Annotated in this window: 22 protein-coding genes and 1 riboswitch; of the genes, 3 read left to right on the forward strand and 19 right to left on the reverse strand. The window is 68.1% G+C overall.

Translation table 11 applies throughout. The features are described 5' to 3' along the window. Nucleotides 1-61: 61 nt before the first annotated feature. Nucleotides 62-1471 (forward strand): guanine deaminase, encoded by a 1410-nt coding sequence (gene guaD / locus LJ656_RS21165; RefSeq protein WP_230511310.1) that lies wholly within the window; start codon nt 62-64, stop codon nt 1469-1471. A gap of 143 nt (nt 1472-1614) precedes the next feature. On the opposite strand, the gene LJ656_RS21170 is transcribed toward guaD, so the two are convergent. From LJ656_RS21170 to LJ656_RS21255, 18 genes are all read right to left on the reverse strand, one after another. Then, nucleotides 1615-2859: an NAD(P)/FAD-dependent oxidoreductase gene (locus tag LJ656_RS21170; protein WP_230511311.1), complete on the reverse strand. Its 1245-nt coding sequence runs from the start codon at nt 2857-2859 to the stop codon at nt 1615-1617. A 91-nt stretch (nt 2860-2950) separates the two neighbouring features. Continuing rightward, nucleotides 2951-3373 (reverse strand): signal peptidase, encoded by a 423-nt coding sequence (locus tag LJ656_RS21175; protein WP_230511312.1) that lies wholly within the window; start codon nt 3371-3373, stop codon nt 2951-2953. A 119-nt stretch (nt 3374-3492) separates the two neighbouring features. After that, entirely contained in the window at nt 3493-4737 is a 1245-nt protein-coding gene (locus tag LJ656_RS21180; RefSeq protein WP_230511313.1) for a beta-ketoacyl-[acyl-carrier-protein] synthase family protein, read from the reverse strand. Further along, nucleotides 4734-5960, reverse strand: a complete 1227-nt coding sequence (locus tag LJ656_RS21185) for a beta-ketoacyl-ACP synthase (RefSeq protein ID WP_230511314.1) — start codon at nt 5958-5960, stop codon at nt 4734-4736. The genes LJ656_RS21180 and LJ656_RS21185 overlap by 4 nt, the downstream gene beginning before the upstream one ends. Beyond that, on the reverse strand, nt 5960-6685 hold the full coding sequence (locus LJ656_RS21190) for a 3-ketoacyl-ACP reductase FabG2 (RefSeq protein ID WP_230511315.1): 726 nt from the start codon (nt 6683-6685) through the stop codon (nt 5960-5962). Before LJ656_RS21190 ends, LJ656_RS21185 begins: the two co-directional genes overlap by 1 nt. After that, nucleotides 6682-7275: a hotdog family protein gene (locus LJ656_RS21195; protein ID WP_230511316.1), complete on the reverse strand. Its 594-nt coding sequence runs from the start codon at nt 7273-7275 to the stop codon at nt 6682-6684. The genes LJ656_RS21190 and LJ656_RS21195 overlap by 4 nt, the downstream gene beginning before the upstream one ends. Before the next feature lie 5 nt (nt 7276-7280). Then, complete coding sequence (locus tag LJ656_RS21200; protein WP_230511317.1) at nt 7281-8465, reverse strand: beta-ketoacyl-[acyl-carrier-protein] synthase family protein; 1185 nt, start codon at nt 8463-8465, stop codon at nt 7281-7283. Continuing rightward, nucleotides 8462-10990, reverse strand: coding sequence for an MMPL family transporter (locus LJ656_RS21205; protein ID WP_230511318.1), 2529 nt, complete (start codon nt 10988-10990; stop codon nt 8462-8464). The genes LJ656_RS21200 and LJ656_RS21205 overlap by 4 nt, the downstream gene beginning before the upstream one ends. Further along, nucleotides 10990-11733, reverse strand: a complete 744-nt coding sequence (locus tag LJ656_RS21210) for a LolA family protein (RefSeq protein WP_425605980.1) — start codon at nt 11731-11733, stop codon at nt 10990-10992. Before LJ656_RS21210 ends, LJ656_RS21205 begins: the two co-directional genes overlap by 1 nt. Before the next feature lie 131 nt (nt 11734-11864). After that, nucleotides 11865-12317, reverse strand: a complete 453-nt coding sequence (locus tag LJ656_RS21215; protein WP_230511319.1) for an acyl-CoA thioesterase — start codon at nt 12315-12317, stop codon at nt 11865-11867. Between the two features lie 60 nt (nt 12318-12377). Further along, nucleotides 12378-14117: a glycosyltransferase family 2 protein gene (locus LJ656_RS21220; RefSeq protein ID WP_230511367.1), complete on the reverse strand. Its 1740-nt coding sequence runs from the start codon at nt 14115-14117 to the stop codon at nt 12378-12380. Then, complete coding sequence (locus LJ656_RS21225) at nt 14117-15865, reverse strand: ApeI family dehydratase (protein WP_230511320.1); 1749 nt, start codon at nt 15863-15865, stop codon at nt 14117-14119. Before LJ656_RS21225 ends, LJ656_RS21220 begins: the two co-directional genes overlap by 1 nt. After that, a complete protein-coding gene (locus LJ656_RS21230) occupies nt 15862-16533 on the reverse strand; it encodes a COG4648 family protein (protein ID WP_230511321.1) in 672 nt (223 codons plus the stop codon). Before LJ656_RS21230 ends, LJ656_RS21225 begins: the two co-directional genes overlap by 4 nt. Beyond that, nucleotides 16533-16784, reverse strand: a complete 252-nt coding sequence (locus LJ656_RS21235) for an acyl carrier protein (protein ID WP_230511322.1) — start codon at nt 16782-16784, stop codon at nt 16533-16535. Before LJ656_RS21235 ends, LJ656_RS21230 begins: the two co-directional genes overlap by 1 nt. A gap of 3 nt (nt 16785-16787) precedes the next feature. Further along, nucleotides 16788-17087, reverse strand: a complete 300-nt coding sequence (locus LJ656_RS21240; protein WP_230511323.1) for a phosphopantetheine-binding protein — start codon at nt 17085-17087, stop codon at nt 16788-16790. After that, nucleotides 17062-17856 (reverse strand): lysophospholipid acyltransferase family protein, encoded by a 795-nt coding sequence (locus LJ656_RS21245; RefSeq protein WP_230511324.1) that lies wholly within the window; start codon nt 17854-17856, stop codon nt 17062-17064. The genes LJ656_RS21240 and LJ656_RS21245 overlap by 26 nt, the downstream gene beginning before the upstream one ends. After that, entirely contained in the window at nt 17840-18544 is a 705-nt protein-coding gene (locus LJ656_RS21250) for a beta-ketoacyl synthase chain length factor (protein ID WP_230511325.1), read from the reverse strand. The genes LJ656_RS21245 and LJ656_RS21250 overlap by 17 nt, the downstream gene beginning before the upstream one ends. Then, complete coding sequence (locus LJ656_RS21255) at nt 18501-18806, reverse strand: hypothetical protein (protein ID WP_230511326.1); 306 nt, start codon at nt 18804-18806, stop codon at nt 18501-18503. Before LJ656_RS21255 ends, LJ656_RS21250 begins: the two co-directional genes overlap by 44 nt. Nucleotides 18807-19088: 282 nt before the next feature. After that, nucleotides 19089-19304, forward strand: a riboswitch (yybP-ykoY riboswitch). Nucleotides 19305-19312: 8 nt separating this feature from the next. Between LJ656_RS21255 and LJ656_RS21260 the strand changes: the two genes are divergently transcribed. Then, nucleotides 19313-19885 carry a TMEM165/GDT1 family protein gene (locus tag LJ656_RS21260; protein WP_230511327.1) on the forward strand — a complete coding sequence of 191 codons (573 nt, stop codon included), beginning with the start codon at nt 19313-19315 and terminating at the stop codon, nt 19883-19885. A gap of 105 nt (nt 19886-19990) precedes the next feature. Here LJ656_RS21260 and LJ656_RS21265 read toward each other — a convergent pair whose 3' ends face one another. Beyond that, on the reverse strand, nt 19991-20692 hold the full coding sequence (locus LJ656_RS21265; protein ID WP_230511328.1) for a DUF4136 domain-containing protein: 702 nt from the start codon (nt 20690-20692) through the stop codon (nt 19991-19993). 270 nt (nt 20693-20962) lie between these two features. Here LJ656_RS21265 and pepN point away from each other — a divergent pair, with 270 nt between their 5' ends. After that, nucleotides 20963-23671, forward strand: a complete 2709-nt coding sequence (gene pepN, locus LJ656_RS21270; RefSeq protein WP_230511329.1) for an aminopeptidase N — start codon at nt 20963-20965, stop codon at nt 23669-23671. Nucleotides 23672-23777 lie beyond the last annotated feature (106 nt).

The following is a 23777-nucleotide window of genomic DNA, read 5'->3' on the forward strand; positions in this document are numbered from 1 at the left end:
GGCGGGCGGGTTCGCAACCCGCCCGGCAGACCGGCTTTCAACCTTCGGAGACAGCTTTTCCATGACTGCATCGGTTCACACCGCGCAAGCGGGCACCCCGGCAACGGCCGGACCCTCCGCGCAGACCGCTTTCCGCGCGCAACTGCTGACGTTCCACGGCGATCCCGCGCACGCGCCGCATGGCGCGGTGTATCACGAGGACGGGCTGCTGATCGTCGAGGACGGCCGGGTGGTCGCGGCGGACGCGTACGCGGCGCTCGCCGCGCGGCTCGCGCCGGGCACCCGCATCGAAGACCGGCGCGACAAGCTGATCGTGCCGGGCTTCATCGATACCCATATCCACTACCCGCAGACCGACATGATCGCGTCGCCGGCGCCGGGTCTGCTGCCGTGGCTCGACACCTACACGTTCCCGACCGAGCGCCGCTTCGGCGAGAGCGCGCATGCGCGCGAAACCGCGAGCTTTTTCGTCGACGAACTGCTCGCGTGCGGCACCACCACCGCGCTGGTCTACTGCACGGTCCACAAGGAATCGGCCGAGGCCCTGTTCGCCGAGAGCGACGCGCGCAACCTGCGGATGATCGCCGGCAAGGTGCTGATGGATCGCAACTGCCCCGAGTTCCTGCGCGACACCGCGCAATCGGGCTACGACGACAGCGCCGAGCTGATCAAACGCTGGCACAACCGCGGCCGCCAGATGTACGCGCTGACGCCGCGCTTCGCGCCGACTTCGACCGAAGCGCAGCTCGAAGCCTGCGGCGCGCTCGCGCGCGCGCATCCGGACATCTTTATCCAGAGCCACGTCGCCGAGAACACCGACGAAGTGAAATGGGTCGCCGACCTGTTCCCCGGCCACCGCAGCTATCTGGACGTCTACGATCGCTACGATCTGCTGCGCCGCCGCGCGGTCTACGGCCATTGCATCTATCTGGACGACGAGGACCGCAAGCGGATGGCGCAAACCGGCGCGGTCGCGTCGCACTGCCCGACCTCGAACCTGTTTCTCGGCAGCGGCCTGTTCGACTTCGACAAGGCCGACTCGGCCGGCATGCCGATCGCGCTCGCGACCGACGTCGGCGGCGGCACGTCGTTCTCGATGCTGCAAACGATGAACGAGGCGCACAAGGTGGCGCGGCTGGGCGGCCATCATCTGACCGCGACGCGGATGTTCTATCTGGCGACCGCGGGCGCCGCCGAGGCGCTCGATCTCGGCGACAAGGTCGGCACGCTCAGGAGCGGCGCGGAAGCGGATTTCGTCGTGCTCGATCCGCAGGCGACGCCGCTGCTCGCGCGCCGCACCGCGCGCAGGGAATCGCTGGAAGAGCTGCTGTTCGCGTTCGCGCTGCTCGGCGACGATCGCGCGGTGTACGAAACGTATGCGGCCGGCCAGTGCGTGCATCGACGCGACGACGCGCGCAAGCATGTGGCGGGGACGCGGGTGGAGCGCGCAGCGCGGGTGCTGGCCGACTGAACGTCCGATTGAACGGCCGATCGAACGGCTGATTGACGGTCGATTGGTTCTACATGGCAAAACGGCGCTTCGAATCTTCGAAGCGCCGTTTTTTTCATCCTTGCCGCCGGGCAGCGGCCGTGCACTGCTGCGTCACGACTCGATCACTGCGGTTTGCACAACTCGTGCAGCACGTCGAGCCGCCTGACCGGATCGGCGACATAGGGATTCGTCTCGTCCCACGCGTAGCCGGCGAGCACCGCGCAGATCATCCGGCGAATCGCCGGGTTCTGGTCCGGGTAATAGATGATGTCCTGCAACTCGCCGGTGTACCAGCGCTCGACGAACGCGCGGAACGTATCGATGCCCTTGCGCAGCGGCACGTCGTAATCCGCGGCCCAGTCGACCGCCTCGCCGTCCAGTTGCCGGTTCAGCGTACGCGCGGCCAGATGCGCGGAGCGCAGCGCGATCGTCACGCCCGACGAGAACACCGGATCGAGAAACTCACCCGCATTGCCGAGCAGCGCATAACCGGGCCCGTGCAGACGCTCGACGTTCGCCGCATAGCCGCCGATCCGGTTCACCGGCATCAGGAACGGCGCGTCGCCGATCAGCCGGTTCAGCGTCGGCTCCTGGCGGATCAGCGCGCGCAGCGTCGCCTCGCGCTGCGCGTCCGGCACCTCGAGAAAGCTCGCCTCGGCCACGCAGCCGACCGACGAGCGGCCGCCCGCGAGCGGAATCATCCAGAACCACACGTCGCGGCGCTCCGGATGCGTGGCGATGCAGATCTTGTTGCGATCGGCCGCGTCGAGCGTCAGGCCGTCGCGCACGTGTGAGAAAATCGCCGCGCGAGTCGGCATGCGGGTCGGCGCTTCCAGATTCAGCAGGCGCGGCAGCACGCGGCCGAAGCCGCTGGCGTCGAGCACGAAGCGCGCCTGGACCTCGTACGCGTGGCCCGCTTCATCGACCACCTCGAGCTGCGGCGTCGCGCCGGTCTGCACCGCGCGCACCGTATGGCCGAAGCGCACGTCGGCGCCTTGCGCGGCCGCGCAGCGGATCAGCAGATCGTCGAATTGCGCGCGCTCGACCTGGTAAGTCGTGCCCCAGCCGGCCGAATGTTTGTCGCGAAAGTCGAACGACGAATGCCGGTCGCGATAGACGAAATACGCGCCGTTCTTGTACTGAAAACCCGCCTCGACGACGGCCTGCAGCATCCCGGCTTCTTCGAGGTAAGCCATGCTTTGCGGCAGCAGGCTCTCGCCGATCGAGAAGCGCGGAAAGTGCTGGCGCTCGAGCACCAGCACCGAGCGGCCCGCGTTGCGCAACAGCGCGGCGGCGACCGCGCCGGACGGACCCGCGCCGATGATCGCGACATCGACCGTGGTCCGGGTTGAGGAATCGCTATTCAAAATCTCTGCTCCAACGGTATGCATGCGCGCTGCGCCGCATGCAGGGTTCGTGCGGCGCGCCCGCGCTCAGGTCGCGGCGCGCCGCGGCGCTTCAGTCCGCTTCCAGCACGACCAGTTGCCCGCGCACCCCGATCGCCGCCGCGCTCGGGCTCACGCCGCAAGTGAAGTCGGTCGACGAACTGGTTTCGTTGCTGTGAAAGCGCGTCGATACGTCGATCACCGCATTCGCGTGACGCTCACGCGCGGCGGCGCGCAGCTTGCCGACCGCTTCGGCGAGCGCCTGATGGCAGGCCTCGTCCGGCTCCGAAGTCCGACGCGCGATCCGCACCGAATACGCCACTTCGCCAAGCCGCGTCTTCACCGGCTGATGACTTTGCTGTCCGAAGTACACCGGCACTTCGCCGCGCGACTCGCTGCCGGCCGCCGCGAACGGCAACGACTTCACCTGCGTCGCGCAACCGGCCTGCGTCAACGCGACCACCAGCACTGCTGCCACTCCAACCAGCTTCTTCATTGTTATTCCCTTCCCTGTTTTCAGATTGGCGGCCGCTGCGCTGCGTTCGTGCTGCATTCGTGCTGCGTTCGCACCGCAGCCGCAACGCAATGGCCCGTTAGTGTGGTTCGGCATCCTGCTCAACCGCCTCGCCACGCTTCGAACATCAGGCTCGCGCAACTGCCGCCGAACCCGAATGAAACCGACATCGCCGTGTCGATGCGCGCGGCGCGCGTCGCCCGCACGAGCGGCAGGTCGCGCAGTTCCGGCTCCGGCTGATCGACCGGCGCGGTGCCCGCGATAAAGCCGTCGCGCATCATCAGCAACGTATAGATCGCTTCGTGCGCGCCGCACGCGCCGAGCGAATGGCCAGTCAGCCCCTTGGTCGACGAAAACGCCGGCACGCCCTCGCCCTGCCCGGATGAGCCGAACACGTCGCGCAACGCGTGCAACTCTTCGAGGTCGCCGCGCGGCGTCGACGGTGCATGAGTGTTCACGTAGTCGGGACGGCGACCCGCTTCGGCGAGCGCGCCGCGCATCGCCCGCGCGATGCCGGCGGCACCCGGCGCGACCATCGCCGCGCGCTCGGTGCACGCACCGAAGCCGGAAAGCTCCGCGTAAATCCGTGCGCCGCGCGCGAGCGCGTGATCGAGCGCTTCGAGCACCAGCACGCCTCCGCCCGACGCGATCACGAAGCCGTCGCGCGCGCTGTCGTAGGGCCGCGATGCGGTCAGCGGCGTGTCGTTGAAGCCGCGCGACAGCGCGCCCATCGCGTCGAACATCAGTGTGGTGTGGTCGTGCAGCGCTTCGCTGCCGCCCGCCAGCACGATCCGCTGACGGCCGGTCTGGATCAGTTGCAGCGCCTGGCCGAGCGCGAGCGCCGAAGTCGTGCACGCGGACGACGGCGAATAGCTGACGCCTTCGAGCCCGAACACCTGCGCGACGTTCGCCGACGCGGTGCTGCTCATCGCGTGCGGCACCGTGTACGGCGGCAGCTTGTCGATGCCGCGCGTGTGCGCGATGGCCAGCGCCGCGTCGTAGCTCGCCAGCGCGCCGACGCCCGAGCCGATCACCACGCCTGCGTCCGGCGACTGCAACGCCTGCGCGGTGAGACCCGCGTCGTCGATCGCTTTGCGCGCCGCGTGGCACGCGAAGCGCGCGGTGTCGCCCATGAAGCGCTCCAGCTTGCGCTCGAACGGCGGCTCGCCGGCCACCGACGCGACGCCCGCGACCTGCGAGCCGAAACCGCGCTCGCGCCACGCGTCGACGCGCTCGATCCGCGAGCGGCCCGCGCGCAATGCGGCCGATACTTCGTCCAGCGTATTGCCGAGACACGACACGATGCCCATGCCGGTCACGACCACCCGTTGCAGCGCGACGCTCATCGAACGCGCCTGAAAATCAGCGACGTGTTGATGCCGCCGAACGCGAAGTTGTTGCTCATCACGTACTGCGCATCGATCTCGCGCGCGCCGCCGACGATGTAATCGAGCGGCGCGCAAGCCGGATCGACATGATCGAGGTTCAGCGTCGGCGCGTACCAGTTGCGCTTCATCATCTCGATCGTCCACCACGCTTCGATCGCGCCGCACGCGCCGAGCGTATGGCCGATGTAGCTCTTCAGCGAGCTGATCGGCATGCGCGCGCCGAAGGTCTGCGCGGTCGCATGGCTCTCGGCGATATCGCCGCGATCGGTCGAGGTGCCGTGCGCGTTCACGTACGCGATCGCGTCGGGCGACAGTTGCGCGTCGCGCAGCGCGAGCTGCATCGCCAGCGCCATCGTGCCGGCGGTCGGCTGCGTCATGTGCGCGCCGTCCGAGTTGCAGCCGAAGCCGACGATTTCCGCGTGAATCCGCGCGCCGCGCGCGAGCGCGTGTTCGTACTCTTCGAGCACCAGCGTCGCCGCGCCCTCGCCGACCACGAGGCCATCGCGCGCGGCATCGAACGGACGCGGCGTGAGGTGCGGTTCGTCGTTGCGGGTGCTGGTCGCGTACAGCGTGTCGAACACCGCGACCGCCGGCCCCGACAATTCTTCCGCGCCGCCGGCCAGCATCAGCGCCTGCTTTCCGCTCTGGATCGCCTCGTACGCGTAGCCGATCGCCTGGCTGCCGGACGCGCACGCGCACGAAGTCGGGATGATGCGGCCTTTCAGATCCCAGAACAGGCTGACGTTGACGGCGCTCGTGTGCGGCATCATCTGCACGTAGCTGTTCGACGTGACGTTGCTCATCGAGCCGGTCTCGAGCATCGTGCCGAACGCGCGGATCGGCTGCACCGAACCCGACGACGAACCGTACGCGACGCCCATCCGGCCGTCGGCGATGCTCGCATCGTCGGCGAGGCCCGCGTCGGCGAGCGCGAGTTCGCTCGCGCGCACCGAGTACAGCGACACCGGGCCCATCGAGCGGACCTTCTTGCGCGGGTAATGCGCGGGCGTCGTGAAGGCCGGCAACGGACACGCGAGCCGCGTATGCAGCGCATCGAAGTAATCCCATTGCGCGAGCCGCCGCACCGCGTTTTCGCCGCTTCTCAGGCGCGCTTCGACCGCGTCCCAGCTGTCGCCGAACGCGGTCACGCCGCCCATGCCGGTAATCACGACGCGCTTCATCAGATCATCCCGCCGTTCACGCCGATCACCTGACGCGTCACGTACGACGCGCCATCGGACATCAGAAAGCTCACCACCGCCGCGACCTCGGCCGGCTGTCCGACGCGGTTCATCGGCACCGTTTTCAGCGCCTGTTCGAGCGGCACCTGTTCGAGCATGCCGGTTTCGACCAGTCCCGGCGCGACGCAGTTGACCGTGATGTTGCGCGACGCGAGTTCGACCGCGAGCGCCTTGGTCGCGCCGATCAGGCCGGCCTTCGCCGCGCTGTAGTTGACCTGGCCGCGGTTGCCGATCACGCCCGACACCGACGCGATCGTGACGATCCGCCCGCCGTTGCGCGCGCGCACCATCGGCATCGTCAGCGGATGCACGACGTTGTAGAACGCGTCGAGCCCGGTTTCGATCACGACGTCCCAGTCCTCGTCGGTGAGCGCGGGAAACGCGGCGTCGCGCGTGACGCCCGCGCTGCACACGATTCCGTAGTACGGGCCATGCGCGGCGACGTCAGCTTCGAGCACCTCGCGGCACGCGGCGCGCTCGCGCACGTCGAACTGCAGCACGCGCGCGCTGCCGCCCTGGGCGGCGATGCCGCTCGCGACCGCGTCGGCTTCGCTGCGGCCGGTGCGGCAGTGCACGGATACCGCGAAGCCGTCGGCGGCCAACTGATACGCAATCGCGCGGCCGATGCCGCGGCTTGCGCCGGTAACGAGAACTCGCCGGCTCATGGGTTGAAACTCCCTTCGATAAAAGTCTGGAAATCGGGCGGTTGAAACACCTTGATCACCGCTTCCGCGCAGCGCGCATCGCCGTCGTCGATCGTGCATTCGTACGCGCCATGGCCGGCTTCGCTGCGCAGTAGTTCGGTGACCTGAATGCGCAGCTTCGCGCCGGCGCGAAACGCGGGTTGCGCCGCCTCGTAGCTGCGCGAGCCGAGCAGCACGCCGGGGCGCGCGTGGCCGCCGCCGCGCATCGCCAGCAGCGCGACGTGCGCGGCGATCGCCTGCGCCATCAACTCGATGCCGATCCACGCGGGCATCGCGCCGTCGGCGTCCGCGTACCACGCGTGCGGATCGACGCCCGCGTACGCGCTGAGCGTGGTGTCGGCGAAGGTGTCGACCGCGTCGAGCAGCAGCATGCTGCCGCGATGCGGGATGATCGATTCGATCGGCTGGCGCGCGAGCGCTTCGACGCTGGGTGGCACGCCGCTGGTTGGCGCGGTGCCGCCCGGCTCGACGCTGGCCGGGCCGACGGCGGCTCGTTCGACGCCGGTTGGCGCGTCGCCGGTTTTGTGCGAGTTGGGTGACGAAGTCGCCATGCGCGTCACCGGGCCAGAATCAGGCTGACATTGCTGCCGCCGAACGCGAACGAATTGCTCATCGCGTACTGGGTGCCGGCGCCGCGCGGCAACGCGCGCGCGCCCTGCACCAGATCGAGCGCGGGCAGCGCCGGATCGGCCTCGCCGTCCCACAGATGCGGCGGCAGGTTCGCGTCGTCGCGCGCGAGCGCGAGCCACGCGAAGCCGAGTTCGGTCGCGCCGGCCGCGCCGAGCTGATGACCGGTCAGCGGCTTGGTGCCGCTCGCGGCGACGCCGCCGGGGAACACCCGCGCCATCAGATGCGCTTCCATTTCGTCGTTCTTCTGCGTGGCGGTCGCGTGCAGATTCACATAGCCGACCGCCGACGCCGCGATCCCCGCATCCGCCAGCGCGTCGCGCAACGCGAGCTCGCCGCCGACACCCTGCGGGTCGGGCGCGGAAATATGATATGCGTCGCTCGATTCGCCGAGGCCCGCGAGCCGCACCGCCGCTTCGTCGCGGCTCATCAGGAACACGGCCGCGCCCTCGCCGACGTTGATCCCGCGCCGGTTGCGGCTCATCGGATTGGTGCGCGTGCTGCTGGTCGATTCGAGCGACGCGAAGCCCTGCACCGTGAGTTCGCACAACGAATCGACGCCGCCGACCACGACCGCATCGCACAGCTGCAATTGCAGCAGCCGGCGCGCGGACGCGAAGGCCTTCGCGCTCGACGTGCACGCGGTCGAGATCGTGAACGCCGGCCCTTGCACGCCGAGCGCGGCGGCCGCGAACGGCGCGGCGGTGCCGATTTCCATCTGCCGGTAGTTGAAGTTCTCCGGCAATTGGCCCGCTTGCGCGTGATAGACGAACGCGGTTTCGGCCGCCTCGATGCCCGACGTGCTGGTGCCGAGCACCACGCCGATCCGTTCGGAGCCGTAGCGCTCGCGCGCCGCTTCGATGGCCGGCGCGATCTGCGCGAGCGCAGCGAGCAGCAGCCGGTTGTTGCGGCAGTCGTAGCGCGCCAGATCGGCGCGCGGCGCAAGTTCGAGCGGCGCGAGCACGCTGCCGACGAACGCGTCGCCGATCCCCGTATGGACCGGCCCCATGCCGGGCGATTGCGCGGCGGCGAGCGCCGGCACGATCGCGTCGACGTCGCCGCCGAGCGCGTTGATCATGCCGAGCGCGTGTAAATAAACCGATGGCGCTTTCATGCCGCCCTCCGTGATTCCGATGACCTGGCGCCCGGCTTGCGCGCGGGCGTGGCGGTTGGCATCCCCATCGGCGCGAGCAGCACCGACACCAGGATACCGAGCGCGAGCGTCGCGCCGAAGCTGCGCAGCGCCGGCATCGCGCTCATCGCGAGCATGCCGAACGACAGCAGCGTGGTGGCCGCCGACAGCAGCACCCCGGTCCACACCGCGCCGAGATCCGCGGCGGCGCGGAGACACCCTTCGCGCAGAAACACCGCATAGTTTGCGCCGACGCCGAGCACCAGCATCAGCGCGAGCCAGTTGAACAGATTGAGCGGCACGCCCGCGTAGCCGAACACCGCGAGCGCGACGCCGACCGCGAGCACCACCGGCAGCGTGGTCGCGAGGCCGCCGCGCACCCGATAACGCAGCATCAGCAACGCGGCGACGACCAGCAGCGCGCCGCCGAGCCACCAGCCGCTATCCACTCGATATTCGCCGAACAGCTTCGATACGCTGGCGGCTTTGTCGACGAACACGACGCCGGGCAGATCGTGCGCGAGCGCGATCAGTGCGGGCGCGTTGTGCAGGGTCACACGTTGGGGGATGACGACGGCGGCGTAGCCCGACGCGTTGGCGCCGTTCGCGCCGTTCGAGGCATTCGGCGCGTTCGCCGGGTTCTGCGCGTTCACGCCCACCGCGCCGAGCCACAAATGCCGGTACGGCTGCGACCACGGCACCGCGAGCCACTGATCCACCGTCAACGGCGCCTGCGGCTTCGCATACGCGGCGAGCCACGCATCGGCGACTTCGTCCTTGAAACCCGCTTGCAGCAACGTGGCGCGCAACGCGGCCGGATCGTTGAACACATGCTGCGCGAGCAACGCGCGATCTTCGCTCTGCCGCCGCGCGGACGGCACGAACTGCGCAACCGACTGATAGCCGCCGACCGCATCGGCGCCGCCGTCGAGCGCATCCAGCGCATCGAGCTTAGCGCCGAGCGCTTCCGCGCGTTGCAGCACCGCTTCGGGCGTGTCGCCGCGCACGACGAAAAACTGCGCGCTGTTGTCGACGCCGACCGCCGCGCGCACCTTGTCCTCCTGCGCGACCAGCGACGCATCGCGCTGGATCAGCAGATGGATGTCGTCGTCGCTGGTCAGGCGCAGCCAGCCGGGCACCGCGGCGAGCAGCAGCAGCGCCGCGACCAGCCAGGCGCGCTGGCCGGCGAGCGCGCGCTGCCAGTGCGCGAGCAGCCGCGCGGCGCCGGCGAACACCCGCCGCGGACTGCGCTTCGGCGCGCGCGTGAGCAGCGCGGGCAGCAGCCACAGCACCGACGCGAACGCGGTCACGATGCCGGCAATCGCGAAGCAGGCGATCTGCTTGAGCGCCGGGAACGGCACCCACATCAGGATCGCGTAGCCGAGCAGGCTGGTCGCCAGCGCGACGGTCAGCGCCGGGCGCACCGTGCGCGCGCCGCGCCGCGCGTCCCAGTCGCGGCCCGCGCCGAGATAGACGACGAAGTACTGGATCGAATAATCGACGGCCTCGCCGATCAGGCTCGCGCCGAACACCAGCGTCAGCAGATGCAGCTTGCCGAAGATCAGCAGCGTCGCCGCCAGCGCGCAGACGATGCCGAGCGCGGTCGATACGAAGCCCAGCAGCAACAGCCGCGGCGAGCGGAACACCCACAGCATCAGCAGTGCGATCCCGCACAGCGACGCGATGCCGATCAGGTGCACTTCGCGTTCGGACGCGCTGCGCGCCGCTTGCGCGTAAAACACCGCGCCGGCGCGCGCGACCGTCACATCGGGAAAACTCTGGCGCAACGCGCTTTCGGCGTCGGCGAGCGCCGCGTGCACCGCGCGCTGGGTTTTCGTTTCGTACGCCGAACCGGGCAGCGTGGCGACCAGCAGCACGCTGGTCGTCGCCTTCTCCCCATCGCCCTGATGCGAGACCAGCAGGTTGTCTTCGACGGTCAGATTCGACGTCGCGAGCGGCAATCCGCCGAGCCAGCGTTGCAGCCAGCCGAACGGATCGTCGGCGAGCGGCGTGGTGAGGCCGCCTTGCAACGGACTGTAGAGGCGCTGCGCGAGCAGGTCGTGCAGCGCGGTCGGGTCCGCTTGAGCGTTGGGTGGAGCGAGCGTCGCGCGATCGGCCGGCGTGAGCAGACCGAAGCGATACGGCAGATACAGCGCCGCGATCTGCGACAGATCGAACGGCGGCAACTCGGCGGTCACCGAGCCGAATGCGCCGCTCTTTTGCAGCGCCGCGCCGAGTTGCTTCGCGGCCGCTTTCGCGTGCGCGTCGTCGCGGCTCGTGACCAGCAGCACCGTGCGATCGCCGAGCGCGCTCGCGAGCGTGTCGACCGCTTTTTCGGCGACAGGGTCCGCCTCGGTCGCGGGCAGCAGCGCGAGCAGATTGGTTTCGAGCGGCGCCGGCCCCGCGAAGCGCCAGCCGCAATAGAGCGCCGCCAGCAGCGCGAGCGCGAGCCATGCGACGCGCACGCCCCACGTCTGTTTCGCCCGGCGCTGTTGCGGCAGGTCCATCACGGCGCTCCGAACAGGCTGCGCTCGGCCGCCGTCGGTTCGGCGACGGCCGCGCTGTTGGCGAAGTCGAGCTTCGTGACGTCGCCGTTCGCGAGCGTGATGCGCAGGCTTTGCAGATAGTCGCCGCCGCTCATCTCGAGACCCTTGATCGATTGCGCGAGCTGGGGCTGGTTCGGCGTGAGGTGCATCCGCCATTGCGCGGCGCTGCCCGCCGCGCTCACATCGAACTGCGAGTACAGCGCGGACAGATCGCCGCCGAGCATCGCGCGCATCATCTTCGAGACCTGCGCGACGCCGCGCGTGCTCTGCGCGCTATGCGTGCCGACCCGCTGGCCGGCCGCGTTGAGCTGGGCGACGCCGGCATCGGTGATCACGTAGGTGGCCTTGTACGGCGTGTCGATCTGCCAGATCACGCCGCGCTCGCGATAGAACAGCAAATTGCCGCTGCTGACGAGTGGCTGCTTCATCGCGGCGAGCGTTTGCGTCTGCGTAAATTGCGCGCGCACGCCCTTCGGTTCGGCCAGATGCGCGGCGATCCGGGAAACGAGTGCGGGGTTGTTCGTGGCGGGTGTCGTGGCAGCGTTTGCGGCCGTGCCCGGTTTCGTGGCCGCTTTCGTGGCTGCGCTTGCGGCTGCGCTTGCGACCGCACTAGCAGCTGCATCAGCCGCGGCGGCGGCTGAGCCCGCTGCGTAAGCGGCGGCGGCCGGCCATGCGAGCGCGCCCGCCACGGCGACCCCAAACATCGCGCTCACCGCGCGCAATGCGAGCGCCCGTGCCCCGCCGGTCAAACCGGTCACGCCGATCTCACGCATCGCATACAGCGCGCGCATCGCAACCGCTGCACGCCACGCGGCAGCTTCCGCCGCACGTCGCTTCATCGCTGTCCCCATACACGCTCCAGCTTTTCGAACACCACCGGCGGCGACACGAATTGCAGCTCGTGGCTCACGGCATCGACCGCGACCTGGATCGTGTAGCCCTTCGTGAGCCGCGTGCCGGTCGCGCCATCGACGATTTCGTACGCTATTTTCAGGCGGTTTTCGTATTCGAGCAGATGCGCGCTCACTTCCAGCGTCTGGCCGTAGACGGCCGGCTTCACGTACTTCAATTGCGCCTCGACGATCGGCCACAGATAGCCGGACGCCTGCATCTCGCGATAGTCGTAATCGAATGCGCGCAGCAGCGCCGCGCGGCCCATTTCGAAGTACTTCAGATAATTGCCGTGCCAGCACACGCTCATTGCGTCGACGTCGTGAAACGGCACTTCGACTGTCGTGCTCGCGCTCAGCAGGTGGGGTACGGTCGGCACTTTCGGGGCCTCGATCATCCGTTGTTTCCTTTGCGATAGTGGTCCGGCAATGCGCGCGTTACGACGCGCGGGCGCGGGTCAGGGTCGGCCATTCGCGCCTCGCTTCGAACCTGCCCAGAAGTCGAAGAAGTTGAACCATTGATACGGCGCCTTGCGGCAGTAGTGTTCGAGCCGCAGCGCATAGCGCTGCGCCCATCCGGCCAGATGCTGCGCGCGTTCGCGGCGCGGCAGCTCGATGCGCTCGGCGAACGGCTCGAAGTACATCCGGTAGCGGTCGCGCTCTTTCAGGCAGAAGAACAGGTAGACCGGGCAGCCGAGCGCATGCGCGAGCACGTACGGCCCCTGCGCGAACGGCGCGCTCGCGCCGAGGAACTGCGCGTCGATGGTGCGCCCCGCCTCGTTGGCCGGCACCCGGTCGCCGACGATCACCAGCAGCTCGCCCGCATCGATGCGCTGCTGCATCAGCACCGCGGTCTGCGGACCGAAGTCGCCGACTTCGAGCAGATGCCGCGCGAAATCGCGATTCGACGCTGCCAGCACGTGATTGAAGCGGCGCGCGTGTTCGGTGTAGACGACCGCGGTGACCTTCGCGTGCGCGCCACGCACCGCGAGCGCGCGGACCATCTCCAGATTGCCCAGATGCGCGCCGATCACCAGCGCGCCCTTGCCGCTCGCGATCAATGCTTCGAACGCCGAAGGATCGTCGAAGCTGACGTCGGTTTCGTTGACGCGGCCGGTCCACGCGGCGAGCTTGTCGAAGCCCGATTGCGCGAACGCGAGCATATGGCGATACGCGGACCGCCAGCCGGGGCGCGGCGTGTCGCCCGACGGCGCGACCGTGCCGAGATGGCGGAAGTAATTGGCCGACGCATCGCGCGCGGCGCGGCCGGTCAGCAGGAAATACGCGACGATCGGATGCAGCCACAGCGCGGTGAAGCGACGGCCGAACAGCTTGCAGCTAAGCGCGAGCAGACTCATGCCGAGATGGCTGCCGCGTTCGGCGATGCGCCACCACGCTTCGGGCGGCCGGGCGCCCTGCTGTTCGCCAGCGCAATCGGCAACACTCGCCCGGCGCCGCGGCATCAGCTTGTGCGCGAGCAGCATCGGCAGACGCCACAGCATCCCGAACACGAGCCGCGTATGACTGCGGCTGATCCGCACGTTGTCCCACAGCACGTCGAAATGCGATACGCCGTCGGCTGCATAGGTCACGCGCGTCGGGATCGAGCGGAATGCCGCGCGCAGCCAGTGCAGGCGTACCAGAATTTCGATGTCGAAATCCATCCGCGTCGGCAGCTTCACGCTGTCGATCAGTTCGCACGCGAGCGCCAGCGGATAGAGCCGGAAGCCGCACATCGAATCGCGGATCGTCAGCGACAGCGTTTCGATCCACACCCACACATGCGTCAGATAGCGGCCATACAGGCGCGATTTCGGCACCGTGTCGTCGTAGACCGGCCGGCCGAGGATCACCGCGTCCGGTTCGGCGCGCGCGGCGTCGAGAAAGCGCGGCACGTCGGCCGCGTCGTGCTGGCCGTCGGCGTCGATCTGCAACGCGTGCGTGTAGCCGGCCGAGCGCGCCGCGCGCAAACCCGCCATCACCGCCGCGCCCTTGCCGCCGTTTTCGGGCAGGCGCAGCAGCGTTAGCTGTCCTGCGTATTGCTGCGCGAGCGCGGCGAGCACCTGCTGGGTCGGCTCGTCGCTGCCGTCGTCGACAACGAACAGCGGCAGAGCGTGCACCGCTAGATGCGCGACGGTCGCGCCAATGGCGTCCTTGTGGTTGTAGATCGGAATCACGATGCACGGCGCGAAGCGCATCACGCGTCCTCCCGCTGCACGAGCACGCCCGCAGCGCAGTCGCGGCCGTCCAGCCGGTACGCGAACTGCACGCGACGGCGCGCGCTATCGTGCGTCAGCGTGAGCTTGAGCACCGCGCCCGGCGGCACCGGCGCCATGAACTTGAGCCGCTCGACCGACGCGAGCGCGCGCACCTGCGGCCAATGCGCGGCCGCGAGCCGCGCGGCCCAGTCGACCTGGACGACGCCGGGCAGGATCGGCAGGCCGGGGAAGTGGCCGGCGAAATGAATCAACGTGGGCGGCACGCGCAGCTCGATCTGCAGCGTGTCGCCGCTGCGCGCTTCGGCGAGCACTTCCATGCCCTCGGCGCGCGGCGCGAACGCGGCGGCCACCGCGCTGGCGGGCAGCTTGCCGCGCGCGTCGAATGGCAGGCTCACGCGAAACCGCCAGTGGCGCGGCAGCACCACCGCGTCGAAGTAATCGGCGAGATGACGGCGCAGCACCTTCGCGAGCGCGACGCGGCCGTCCTTGAGCAGCGCCGCGCTGCCCGCGTCGGTCAGCGCGACCACCGCGCCGACCCGTTCGCGCGACACGCCTTCGAGCGACACCAGCGCCGCCTGCGCGACGTACGGATGCAGCGCCAGGCGCGCTTCGAGTTCGGGCAGCGACACGCGCTTGCCGCCGAGCTTCAGCACCCGGTCGAGGCGCCCTTGCAAACGGAAGCGCCCGTCGGCGTCGAACGCGATACGGTCGCCGGTGCGATGCCAGTCCGGGTGGTCCAGATGCGGCGAGCGCACGCACAGCGCGCCGTCGTCGTCGCGGCGCAGTTCGGCGCCGGCGACCGGCTGCCATGCGTCGCTCTGGTCCTGACGGCGCCATGCGATCCCGCCGGTCTCGGTGCTGCCGTAAATTTCGAGCGGCGCCGCGCCGTAGCTCGCCGCGTAGTGCTGCGCGGCGTCGGCCGCGAGCGGACCGCCCGACGAGAAGAACGCGCGCGGCGCCGGAGCGAGCGCGGCGAAGCCCGGCAACGCGGGCCAGCGCGACAGTTGCACGGGAGTCGACACGATCGCGCTCGCGCCGTATTGCGCGATCCGGCTTTGCAGCTGCAGCGGCGCGATGCCGAGCGCGCGATCGAATGCACGGCCGGCCGCGAGCGGCCACAGCACGCGAAACAGCAGACCGTAGATGTGGTGATGCGGGACGCTCGCGAGCATCGTCGCGTCGCCGATCAATGCGCCCCACTGGGTCTCCAGCGTGTGCACCTCGGCGTTAAATTGCGCGAGCGTTTTGCGGATCGGCTTCGGCGTGCCGCTGCTGCCGGAGGTGTAGAGCGTGAGCGGCGCGTGGGGGTCAATTCGGTAGGTGGGGGTCGCGGCGATGGCGGCGCTAGTGGCCGCTGCGGCGGCTTCGGCCCCCGCGCACAGCGGCGGCAGGTCCGCGTCGCTCAACATGAAGTCGTACGCACCGGCGAGATCGGCGAGATAGCCAGGCGTCGCGTTGGCCGGAATCACCGGCTCCTTGCCGCACGCGAACAACGCGAACAGCGCACACGCGAAGTCGAACGGATCGTCGATGCAGAGCGCGCAGTGCCGTGCGGCGCCTGCACCACTCGCGGCAGCCGCGTCGCGCGCTTCAACGAGCGCAATCAGCGCCGCGACCCGCGCGCGAAACGCCGCGCGATCGAGCAGCGTGGCACCGTCGCGGCACACTGGCGTGGCGGCGGCCGCGAGCCCGGACTCGGCGGCCAGCAGATCGTGCAACGCGATCATCGCGCCTCCGATCCCGCACGCGCGGCGCGCGGCAACACGACGAGCCGCCGCCACACATATTCGCCGGCGAGCAGCACGCCGATCAGCGCGTAAGCGATCACGCCGTTGTACAGCGACCAGTTCGCGCGGCTCCAGGCCAGCGCGGTATAAGCGGAAAACAGCCCGTTCAGCACGAAGAATCCACACCACAGTTGCGTGACGCGGCGCGTATAGCGCACGCCGCTTGCCGGCAGATCCGGTTCGCCGAGCCGCGCGAATTTTTCGATCATCGACGGCCCGCGCACGAGCGTCGCGCCGAATGCGATCAGCAGTCCGAGATTGACGAGCGATGGATAGAAGCGCAGCAGCAGTTCGCTATCGGTGACGACGATCGCGACCGATGCGCAGCTCAGCAGCACCACCACGCTCCAGTCGAGCGCGGACAGCTGGCGCAGCGGCATCGCAAGCGGGCCGCCGCCGAGCCAGCGTTGCAGCCACAGCGTCGCCAGCAGCAGCAAACCGACCAGACGCGGCGCATCCCAATGCCATGCGCATAGAATCAGCGCCGGATAGGCGAGTTTCAGCAGCACCTGCGCGACAGTCCTGCCCCAGTGAGGCCGTGCGCCCGGCAGCCGGGGCGCGGCGGCAGGCGGCTGCGGCAGCGGCGAGCGCGGACGCGCGGCCGGCATCAGCCTTGCGCCGCGAGCAGCGATTCGACCGCGGCGATGACGTCGCCGACGGTACGCACGGATTTGAACTCTTCCGGCTTGATGCGGCGGCCGGTCATTTCCTGCAGCTTGATGGCCAGATCGACCGCATCGATGCTGTCGAGATCGAGGTCTTCGAACAGATGAGCTTGCGGCGTCACCGCCTCCGGCTCGATCGCGAAGTTCTCCTTGAAGATCGCGCGGATGCGCTCAAGAATTTCAGTCTCGGACACGGTTCATTCCCCCTTGCTGGTGATGTCGTTCGCGGTCTGCGCCGCCGCGCGCTGACTCTCGACCAACGCGGCAAGCGTGTTGATCGAGCGAAAGTGCTCGCGCGTGCGTTCGTCGTTCGCCGCGATGGTCAGTTGGTATTGTTTGCGCAGCACGATGCCGATCTCGAGCGCGTCGATCGAATCGAGACCGATGCCGTCGGAACCGAACAACGGCGCGTCGTCGTCGATGTCGGCGGGGCTCAGGTCTTCGAGATCGAGGGCTTCGATCAGAAGCTTTTTAATTTCCAGTTTTAAAGAATCCATAATCGAACAGGTGCTGGGTAATGTGGGCTTCGACCGCGTGCGTGACGCTGCGCGCCGCGATAGCGGGCGTCGCGGCGGCCGCCGCGAGTTCGTCGATGCCAAGCGGTGCGAGCACGTTCACGCGCATGCGAAACGCGCGCGCCGGTACGTGGTACCAGCGCATCTGCCGGGTGAACGCGGGTGGATCGCAATCGATCAGCACCGGCACGATCGGCGCGCCGGTCTTCAGTGCCATGTGCGCGAAGCCGCGCGAAAATGCGTGCAGGCGGTTCGGTGCCGGACTGCGGGTGCCTTCCGGAAAGATCAGCATCGTATAGCCGGAGGCGAGTTGTCTGGCTCCCGCATCGACGAATTCTGTCGCGTCCGAGTTGCTCACATACTCCGCGGCTCGGACGATGCCCCAGAAACACGGATTGCGCCAATGCGCGTTCTTCACCACGCAGCAGGCGCGCGGCGTCAGTGCCAACAGCACCATCACGTCGAGATAGGTCGGGTGATTGGCGACCACCACCGCCGGGCCGCCCGCACGCAGCGCCTGGGCGCCGCGCACGTCCAGTTCCATCACGCCGATGCGCTGCAACAGCGCGACCAGCGCGCGGAAAAAACCGTGGATCACGGCGCTCACCGCGCGCTGCCGCGACGCCCGCTGCGGCCACAACCATGCGAGCGGAAACACCAGCACCGAGAACACCAGCCCACACACGCCGAACACCGCGAACGCGAGGCCGGTCGCGCAAAGCCGCCACAGATAATCAAGCCGCGCGCGCATCCCAGCTCCAGTGCCAGCGCGCGCCGGCGCGTTGCCAGCAGGCCGGTTGGCCGGTTTCGAGGCAGTGCAGCAGCGCCTGGCTCTGGGTCGGAAAGCGGGTTGCGTCGGCGGCGGGCGCGGCGCAAACGTCGCGCGGCTGCGTCAGCGCACACAGCAACTGCCCGGCCGGGGCCGCCGCGTCGATCAACAGCGCGAGCGCGCCGCCCTGCACTTCGTCTTCGATCGTGCCGTACGCGAGATCGGCCGGCTCGTCCGCGTACACCAGCAGCACCGGCTCATCGGCCTGGCTCTGGTATTGCGCGTACGCTTCGAGCAGCGCATAACCGAGCGTCTCGGCGCCCGCCGACACCGCGCTGGCCGCGGAACGGTCGCCGCGCGCGATGCCGAACACGCCGGTCATCGCGTTGAGCACCGACAGGCTGAACGCGGTCGGCGACACCGGCTCGCCGGCGCTGATCGAACGCAGAATATCGGTGGTACGGCGCAACTCGCCGTGCCGCGACGCGAACACCACGCGCACCGGCTCGGCCGCGACACAGTCGTGCGCGACCTTGAGCGCCACCTTGGACAGCGTGCTGAGACGCCGCCGCACGATCGGGTCGATAAAGCCGATGTCGGGTGCGGCAGATGCGGTAGCCGGCCAGCTAGACCAGCGACCGACCGGAATGGTCCAGTGCAGATCGGGCATACGGTATTCGCGCGTAAAACAGGAAGAGGCTCGGGCGCCTGGCGGAAGATGCCGCCGTGACGATGAACGGCGCCGGCAGCAGCGGGACAATCGAGCCGCAGGCGAGCGTCTTGTTAATGGGGAATTCGTTCAGGTATATCGGCACATGGCCCCGATTATTCAGGTGCCGTCGACCGTTAGTCTGATGATCGCCGCGGCTCCTTTTGTGGCCCGAATAATACTGAATATTGTGAATTAAATCAGCCACAAAAGACGTATCCATCTGTATCCACGCGATTTAAGCAACACTTTGTCAGACGGTTGTCAGAGGCGCGCGCAAACGCCTGCAGAAGGGGTTGCCCGCGTGCGTGCCGGCTTTGTCGCGCACGCGTTGCGAGTATTTTTGCAACGATTTTTTGTGCTTCCGGGCAACCATGGGGCTGCGCACTTTTGGCCCAAACTTTCATTCGACTTTCGAATTACCAACCCCAGGGCGCCTGACGAGCGCCTCCCCCGGTCGTCCGCGCAACATTCGCGGCAGCCGCGCGCGCGGGCCTGCTATACTCCGCCCCTCATTGGGGAGTAGCCGCCCCGCGACCGTCCGCACCGCGTTTTTGCCGGTGCGTTGCAACGGTGCTTCGCGGGGGCGCCTGTCAACAGACTTGGCCGTCACGGCCATGGCAGACGCAGCCTCTGGCCTGGCGAGACCGATGATCCACACGCGCCGCAACAGGGCCCGGCGTGTCGTGGGTCGTCGCTCGTTCATATCTGGCCCGAGGATCAATCAAAGTGACTCAAGCTTTTCTTATCTCGACCGGTGCGGTCGCGCTCGCCGAGATCGGCGACAAGACGCAATTGCTGTCGCTCGTGCTGGCCGCGCGCTATCGCAAGCCGCTGCCGATCATTCTCGGCGTGCTCGCGGCAACGCTGATCAATCACGCGGGCGCCGGCGCGCTCGGCGCGTGGCTCGGCTCGCTGCTGACCCCGACCATCATGCGCTGGGCGCTGGCCGTGTCGTTCATCGGCATGGGTTTGTGGATCCTCGTGCCCGACAAACTCGACGATGAGGAAGCCAACACCAGCCGCTCGCATCTGGGCGTGTTCGGTACCACGGTCGTCACCTTCTTCCTCGCCGAGATGGGCGACAAGACGCAGATCGCGACGGTCGCGCTGGCCGCGCGCTTTCATGACTTTTTCGGCGTGGTCGCGGGTACGACGCTCGGCATGATGATCGCGAACGTACCGGCGATCCTGCTCGGCGACCGCTTCGCGCATCGTCTGCCGACCAAACTCGTGCACGGCATCGCGGCGGTGATGTTCGTCGTGCTGGGCGCGATGGCGCTGTTCGGGGTCGGGATTTAAGCGGCGCGGGGCCGCTTTATTGCGGCTTTATTGCGGCCCTACCGCGGCTTGACTGCGGCGGCTTGACTGCGGCGGCTTTACTGCGGCGGCTTTACTGCGGCGGCTTTACTGCGGCGCTTTCGGCGCCGTTGCCGCAGCCGGCGCGGACGCGCCGCCAACCGCCGGCAGCGACACTTCATTGGCGGCCGCCCCGCCGCCCGTGCCCAACGGAATCTTCACCGTATGCACGACGCCGTTGGCGAGCGGGAAATCGGACAACGCGCTGCGCGCGAGATAAGGCATCGCCCGCACCAGCGACGACTCGCCGCCGAAATTACGCGCGGTCACGTTATAGACCTCCTTGCCGCTCGCGCGCTCGGTGATGCGGATGCCGAGCAGATGCGTGAACACCGGATAGCTCTGATTCACGTAGGTCGCCGGAAACGGCCCCCACGGTCCCCACGGGTCGAACGGCCGGCCCCAGTACGGACCGGGCCATGGGTTGTAGTAGACCGGCTCGGCAACCGTCACGATATCCGAGCGGATTCCATACGCGAGTTCGACCAGATAGCGCGCCTGCTCGCGCTCGACTTCGCGGAACGCATGCAGCGCGAGTTCGTTCGCGACGATCCGCTCATACGCGCTCAATTCGAGGTTGTTCTGCTGATCATCGTGGCGCGTGAACGCATAGGTGCGGGTCGCATCGCTGCCGCTCCACGCCGAGAACGCGGTGACCTGAGTCGTCACGTAAGTCGTGCAACCGGACAGCAGCACCGTCAGCGCGACGAACGTCAGCGCGATGCGGCGGGTCCATTGATCGATGTTCATGGTCTGCCTCGTGAAGCCTCGGATGGCTTCGGTTAAACGTGTGTTGACTGCGGTTATTCCATCGGCGCAAGCCGCGGCGGGCCCCGGCTCGCGTGCCGGCCGCCACGCGCGGCGCCCGCTAATACGCTGACCGCGCGAGCCGGTAAAAGGTTCTTGCGGCGGCGCCCGTCCGCTTCCGCACGATCCCCCGAGCCTTTGTACAATGGCTCGACAAGCCCGGCTCGCGCGCCCTTCGCGCGCGGCCACTCGAATCCTCCACTACAGAACGCCATGGCCGATACCGAAACGCCCAATGTGATCCGCCGCGCCGACTACGCGCCGCCCGCCTTCCTGATCGACACCGTCGCGCTGGAGTTCGATCTGGTCCCCGAACGCACGGTCGTCAGGAATACGATGCAGTTGCGCCGCAACCCGGACGCAGCGCGCGCCGCGCACCTCGAACTGATGGGCGAACAGCTCGAATTGGTCAGCGCCGAGATCGACGGCAAGCCGTTCGCGAACGCGCATCCGCACGAGCATGGGCTGCTGCTGGAGAACGTGCCCGACAGCTTCGAGCTGACCGTGACCAGTATCTGCAACCCGGCGCAGAACACCACGCTGTCCGGGCTGTACGTATCGAGCGGCAACTTCTTCACACAGTGCGAGGCCGAGGGCTTTCGCCGCATCACCTACTTCCTCGACCGCCCCGACGTGATGGCCAGCTTCACGGTCACGCTGCGCGCGAGCAAAGCCGACTATCCGGTGCTGCTGTCGAACGGCAATCTGCTGGAAGAAGGCGATCTGCCCGACGGCCGTCATTTCGCGCGCTGGGAAGATCCGTTCAGGAAGCCGAGCTATCTGTTCGCGCTGGTCGCCGGCAAGCTGGTCGCGCTCGAGGAGCGCGTGACGACCGGTTCGGGCAAGGAAAAGCTGCTGCAGGTATGGGTCGAGCCGCACGATCTCGACAAGACCCGTCACGCGATGGACTCGCTGATCCATTCGATCCACTGGGACGAGCAGCGCTTCGGCCTCGAACTCGATCTGGACCGCTTCATGATCGTCGCGGTCAGCGACTTCAACATGGGCGCGATGGAAAACAAGGGGCTCAACATCTTCAACACGAAGTACGTGCTCGCGAACCCCGAAACCGCGACCGATACCGACTTCGCGAACATCGAGGCGGTGGTCGGCCACGAGTACTTCCACAACTGGACCGGCAACCGCGTGACCTGCCGCGACTGGTTCCAGCTGAGCCTGAAGGAAGGGCTCACCGTGTTCCGCGATCAGGAATTCTCGGCCGACATGGCCGCCGGCGACAGCGCCGCCGGCAACGAAGCGGCGCGCGCGACCAAGCGCATCGAGGACGTGCGGGTGCTGCGGCAGATGCAGTTCGCCGAGGACGCGGGTCCGATGGCGCATCCGGTGCGCCCGGAAAGTTACGTCGAGATCAACAACTTCTACACGATGACCGTCTACGAGAAGGGTTCGGAAGTCGTGCGGATGTACCAGACGCTGTTCGGCCGCGACGGCTTCCGCAAGGGCATGGACCTGTATTTCAAGCGCCACGACGGCCAGGCGGTGACCTGCGACGACTTCCGTCACGCGCTCGCCGACGCGAACGGCCGCGACCTCGCGCAGTTCGAGCGCTGGTATAGCCAGGCCGGCACCCCGCGCGTATCGGTGCGCACCCATTACGACGCCGCGCAGCGCCGCTACAGCGTGACGCTGCGCCAGGGTTACGGCGACGCCGCGCCGGCCGCACGCGAAACGCAAAAGGGCCCGCTGCTGATTCCGTTCGCGATCGGTCTGATCGGCAACGACGGCCGGGATCTGCCGCTGCAACTCGACGGCGAAGCGCAAGCATGGGCGTCGACCACCCGCGTGCTCGAATTCACGCAGACCGAACAGACCTTCACGTTCGTCAACGTCGCCCAGGAACCGCTGCCGTCGCTGCTGCGCAATTTCTCGGCGCCGGTGATCGTCGAATACGACTACAGCGCCGAGCAGCTCGCGTTTCTGCTCGCGCACGACAGCGATCCGTTCAACCGCTGGGAAGCCGGCCAGCGGCTCGCGACCCGCGAGTTGCTCGCCCTCGCCACGCGCGCGGCCAAAGGCGCGGCGCTGCAACTCGACGACTCGGTGGTCGCCGCGTTCGCGCGGGTGCTGACCGACGAGACGCTGTCGCCGGCGTTCCGCGAACTCGCGCTGATGCTGCCGTCCGAAGCGTATCTGGCCGAGCAGATGGCCGAGTCGAATCCCGCGGCGGTGCATGCGGCGCGGCAGTTCGTGCGCAAGCGTCTGGCCAATGCGCTGAAGGACGACTGGTTCAAGGTCTACGACCAGCATCGCACGCCGGGCGCCTATGAGGCGACGCCGGAGGCGGCCGGTCATCGCGCGTTGAAAAATCTCGCGCTGTCGTATCTGACCGAACTCGACGAACCCGCCGAAGCGGTGCGCCTCGCGGCCGCGCAATACGAAGCCGCCAACAACATGACCGATCGCGCGGCGGCGCTGTCGGCGCTGTTGAACGCGGCGGCGGCGCAGCCGGGCGGCAGCCCCGAGGCGCAGCATGCGCTCGAGGATTTCTATCTGCGCTTCGAGAAAGAGCCGCTCGTAATCGACAAGTGGTTCGCGTTGCAGGCCACCCAGCGCGGCAGCGCTCAGCAGCCGGTGATCGACACGGTGCGCAAGCTGATGGCGCATCCGGCGTTCAACCTGAAGAACCCGAATCGCGCGCGCTCGCTGATCTTCAGCTTCTGCGCGGCGAACCCCGCGCAGTTCCACGCCGAAGACGGCTCGGGCTACGCGTTCTGGGCCGAGCAGGTGATCGCGCTCGACGCGCTCAATCCGCAGGTGGCCGCCCGCCTCGCGCGCTCGCTGGAACTATGGCGGCGCTTCACGCCGGCGCTGCGCGACCGGATGCGCGCGGCGCTCGAAAAGGTCGCCGCGCAGGTGAAGTCGCGCGATGTCCGCGAGATCGTCGAGAAAGCGTTGGGGTAAGACTCGCGCAACAGGTAACGAAAGCCGGCACGGGTTGCCGGCTTTTTTTGTGCGCGGCCAAAAGCACGGAACCGGCCCGGCGAGCGGTTAAAATCCCAATATTCTT

Source organism: Paraburkholderia sejongensis, assembly GCF_020880815.1.
Classification (GTDB): Bacteria; Pseudomonadota; Gammaproteobacteria; order Burkholderiales; family Burkholderiaceae; genus Paraburkholderia; species Paraburkholderia sejongensis.

Coding starts and splice junctions, on each gene's coding strand:
- LJ656_RS21175 (WP_230511312.1), bottom strand. CDS start 3,373: ATGAAGAAGCTGGTTGGAGTGGCAGCAGTGCTGGTGGTCGCGTTGACG.
- LJ656_RS21180 (WP_230511313.1), bottom strand. CDS start 4,737: ATGAGCGTCGCGCTGCAACGGGTGGTCGTGACCGGCATGGGCATCGTG.
- LJ656_RS21240 (WP_230511323.1), bottom strand. CDS start 17,087: ATGGATTCTTTAAAACTGGAAATTAAAAAGCTTCTGATCGAAGCCCTC.
- guaD (WP_230511310.1), top strand. CDS start 62: ATGACTGCATCGGTTCACACCGCGCAAGCGGGCACCCCGGCAACGGCC.
- LJ656_RS21185 (WP_230511314.1), bottom strand. CDS start 5,960: ATGAAGCGCGTCGTGATTACCGGCATGGGCGGCGTGACCGCGTTCGGC.
- LJ656_RS21225 (WP_230511320.1), bottom strand. CDS start 15,865: ATGATCGCGTTGCACGATCTGCTGGCCGCCGAGTCCGGGCTCGCGGCC.
- LJ656_RS21255 (WP_230511326.1), bottom strand. CDS start 18,806: ATGGATACGTCTTTTGTGGCTGATTTAATTCACAATATTCAGTATTAT.
- LJ656_RS21265 (WP_230511328.1), bottom strand. CDS start 20,692: ATGAACATCGATCAATGGACCCGCCGCATCGCGCTGACGTTCGTCGCG.
- LJ656_RS21215 (WP_230511319.1), bottom strand. CDS start 12,317: ATGATCGAGGCCCCGAAAGTGCCGACCGTACCCCACCTGCTGAGCGCG.
- LJ656_RS21245 (WP_230511324.1), bottom strand. CDS start 17,856: ATGCGCGCGCGGCTTGATTATCTGTGGCGGCTTTGCGCGACCGGCCTC.
- LJ656_RS21190 (WP_230511315.1), bottom strand. CDS start 6,685: ATGAGCCGGCGAGTTCTCGTTACCGGCGCAAGCCGCGGCATCGGCCGC.
- LJ656_RS21220 (WP_230511367.1), bottom strand. CDS start 14,117: ATGCGCTTCGCGCCGTGCATCGTGATTCCGATCTACAACCACAAGGAC.
- pepN (WP_230511329.1), top strand. CDS start 20,963: ATGGCCGATACCGAAACGCCCAATGTGATCCGCCGCGCCGACTACGCG.
- LJ656_RS21200 (WP_230511317.1), bottom strand. CDS start 8,465: ATGAAAGCGCCATCGGTTTATTTACACGCGCTCGGCATGATCAACGCG.
- LJ656_RS21250 (WP_230511325.1), bottom strand. CDS start 18,544: ATGCCCGATCTGCACTGGACCATTCCGGTCGGTCGCTGGTCTAGCTGG.
- LJ656_RS21205 (WP_230511318.1), bottom strand. CDS start 10,990: ATGGACCTGCCGCAACAGCGCCGGGCGAAACAGACGTGGGGCGTGCGC.
- LJ656_RS21210 (WP_425605980.1), bottom strand. CDS start 11,733: ATGTTTGGGGTCGCCGTGGCGGGCGCGCTCGCATGGCCGGCCGCCGCC.
- LJ656_RS21230 (WP_230511321.1), bottom strand. CDS start 16,533: ATGCCGGCCGCGCGTCCGCGCTCGCCGCTGCCGCAGCCGCCTGCCGCC.
- LJ656_RS21195 (WP_230511316.1), bottom strand. CDS start 7,275: ATGGCGACTTCGTCACCCAACTCGCACAAAACCGGCGACGCGCCAACC.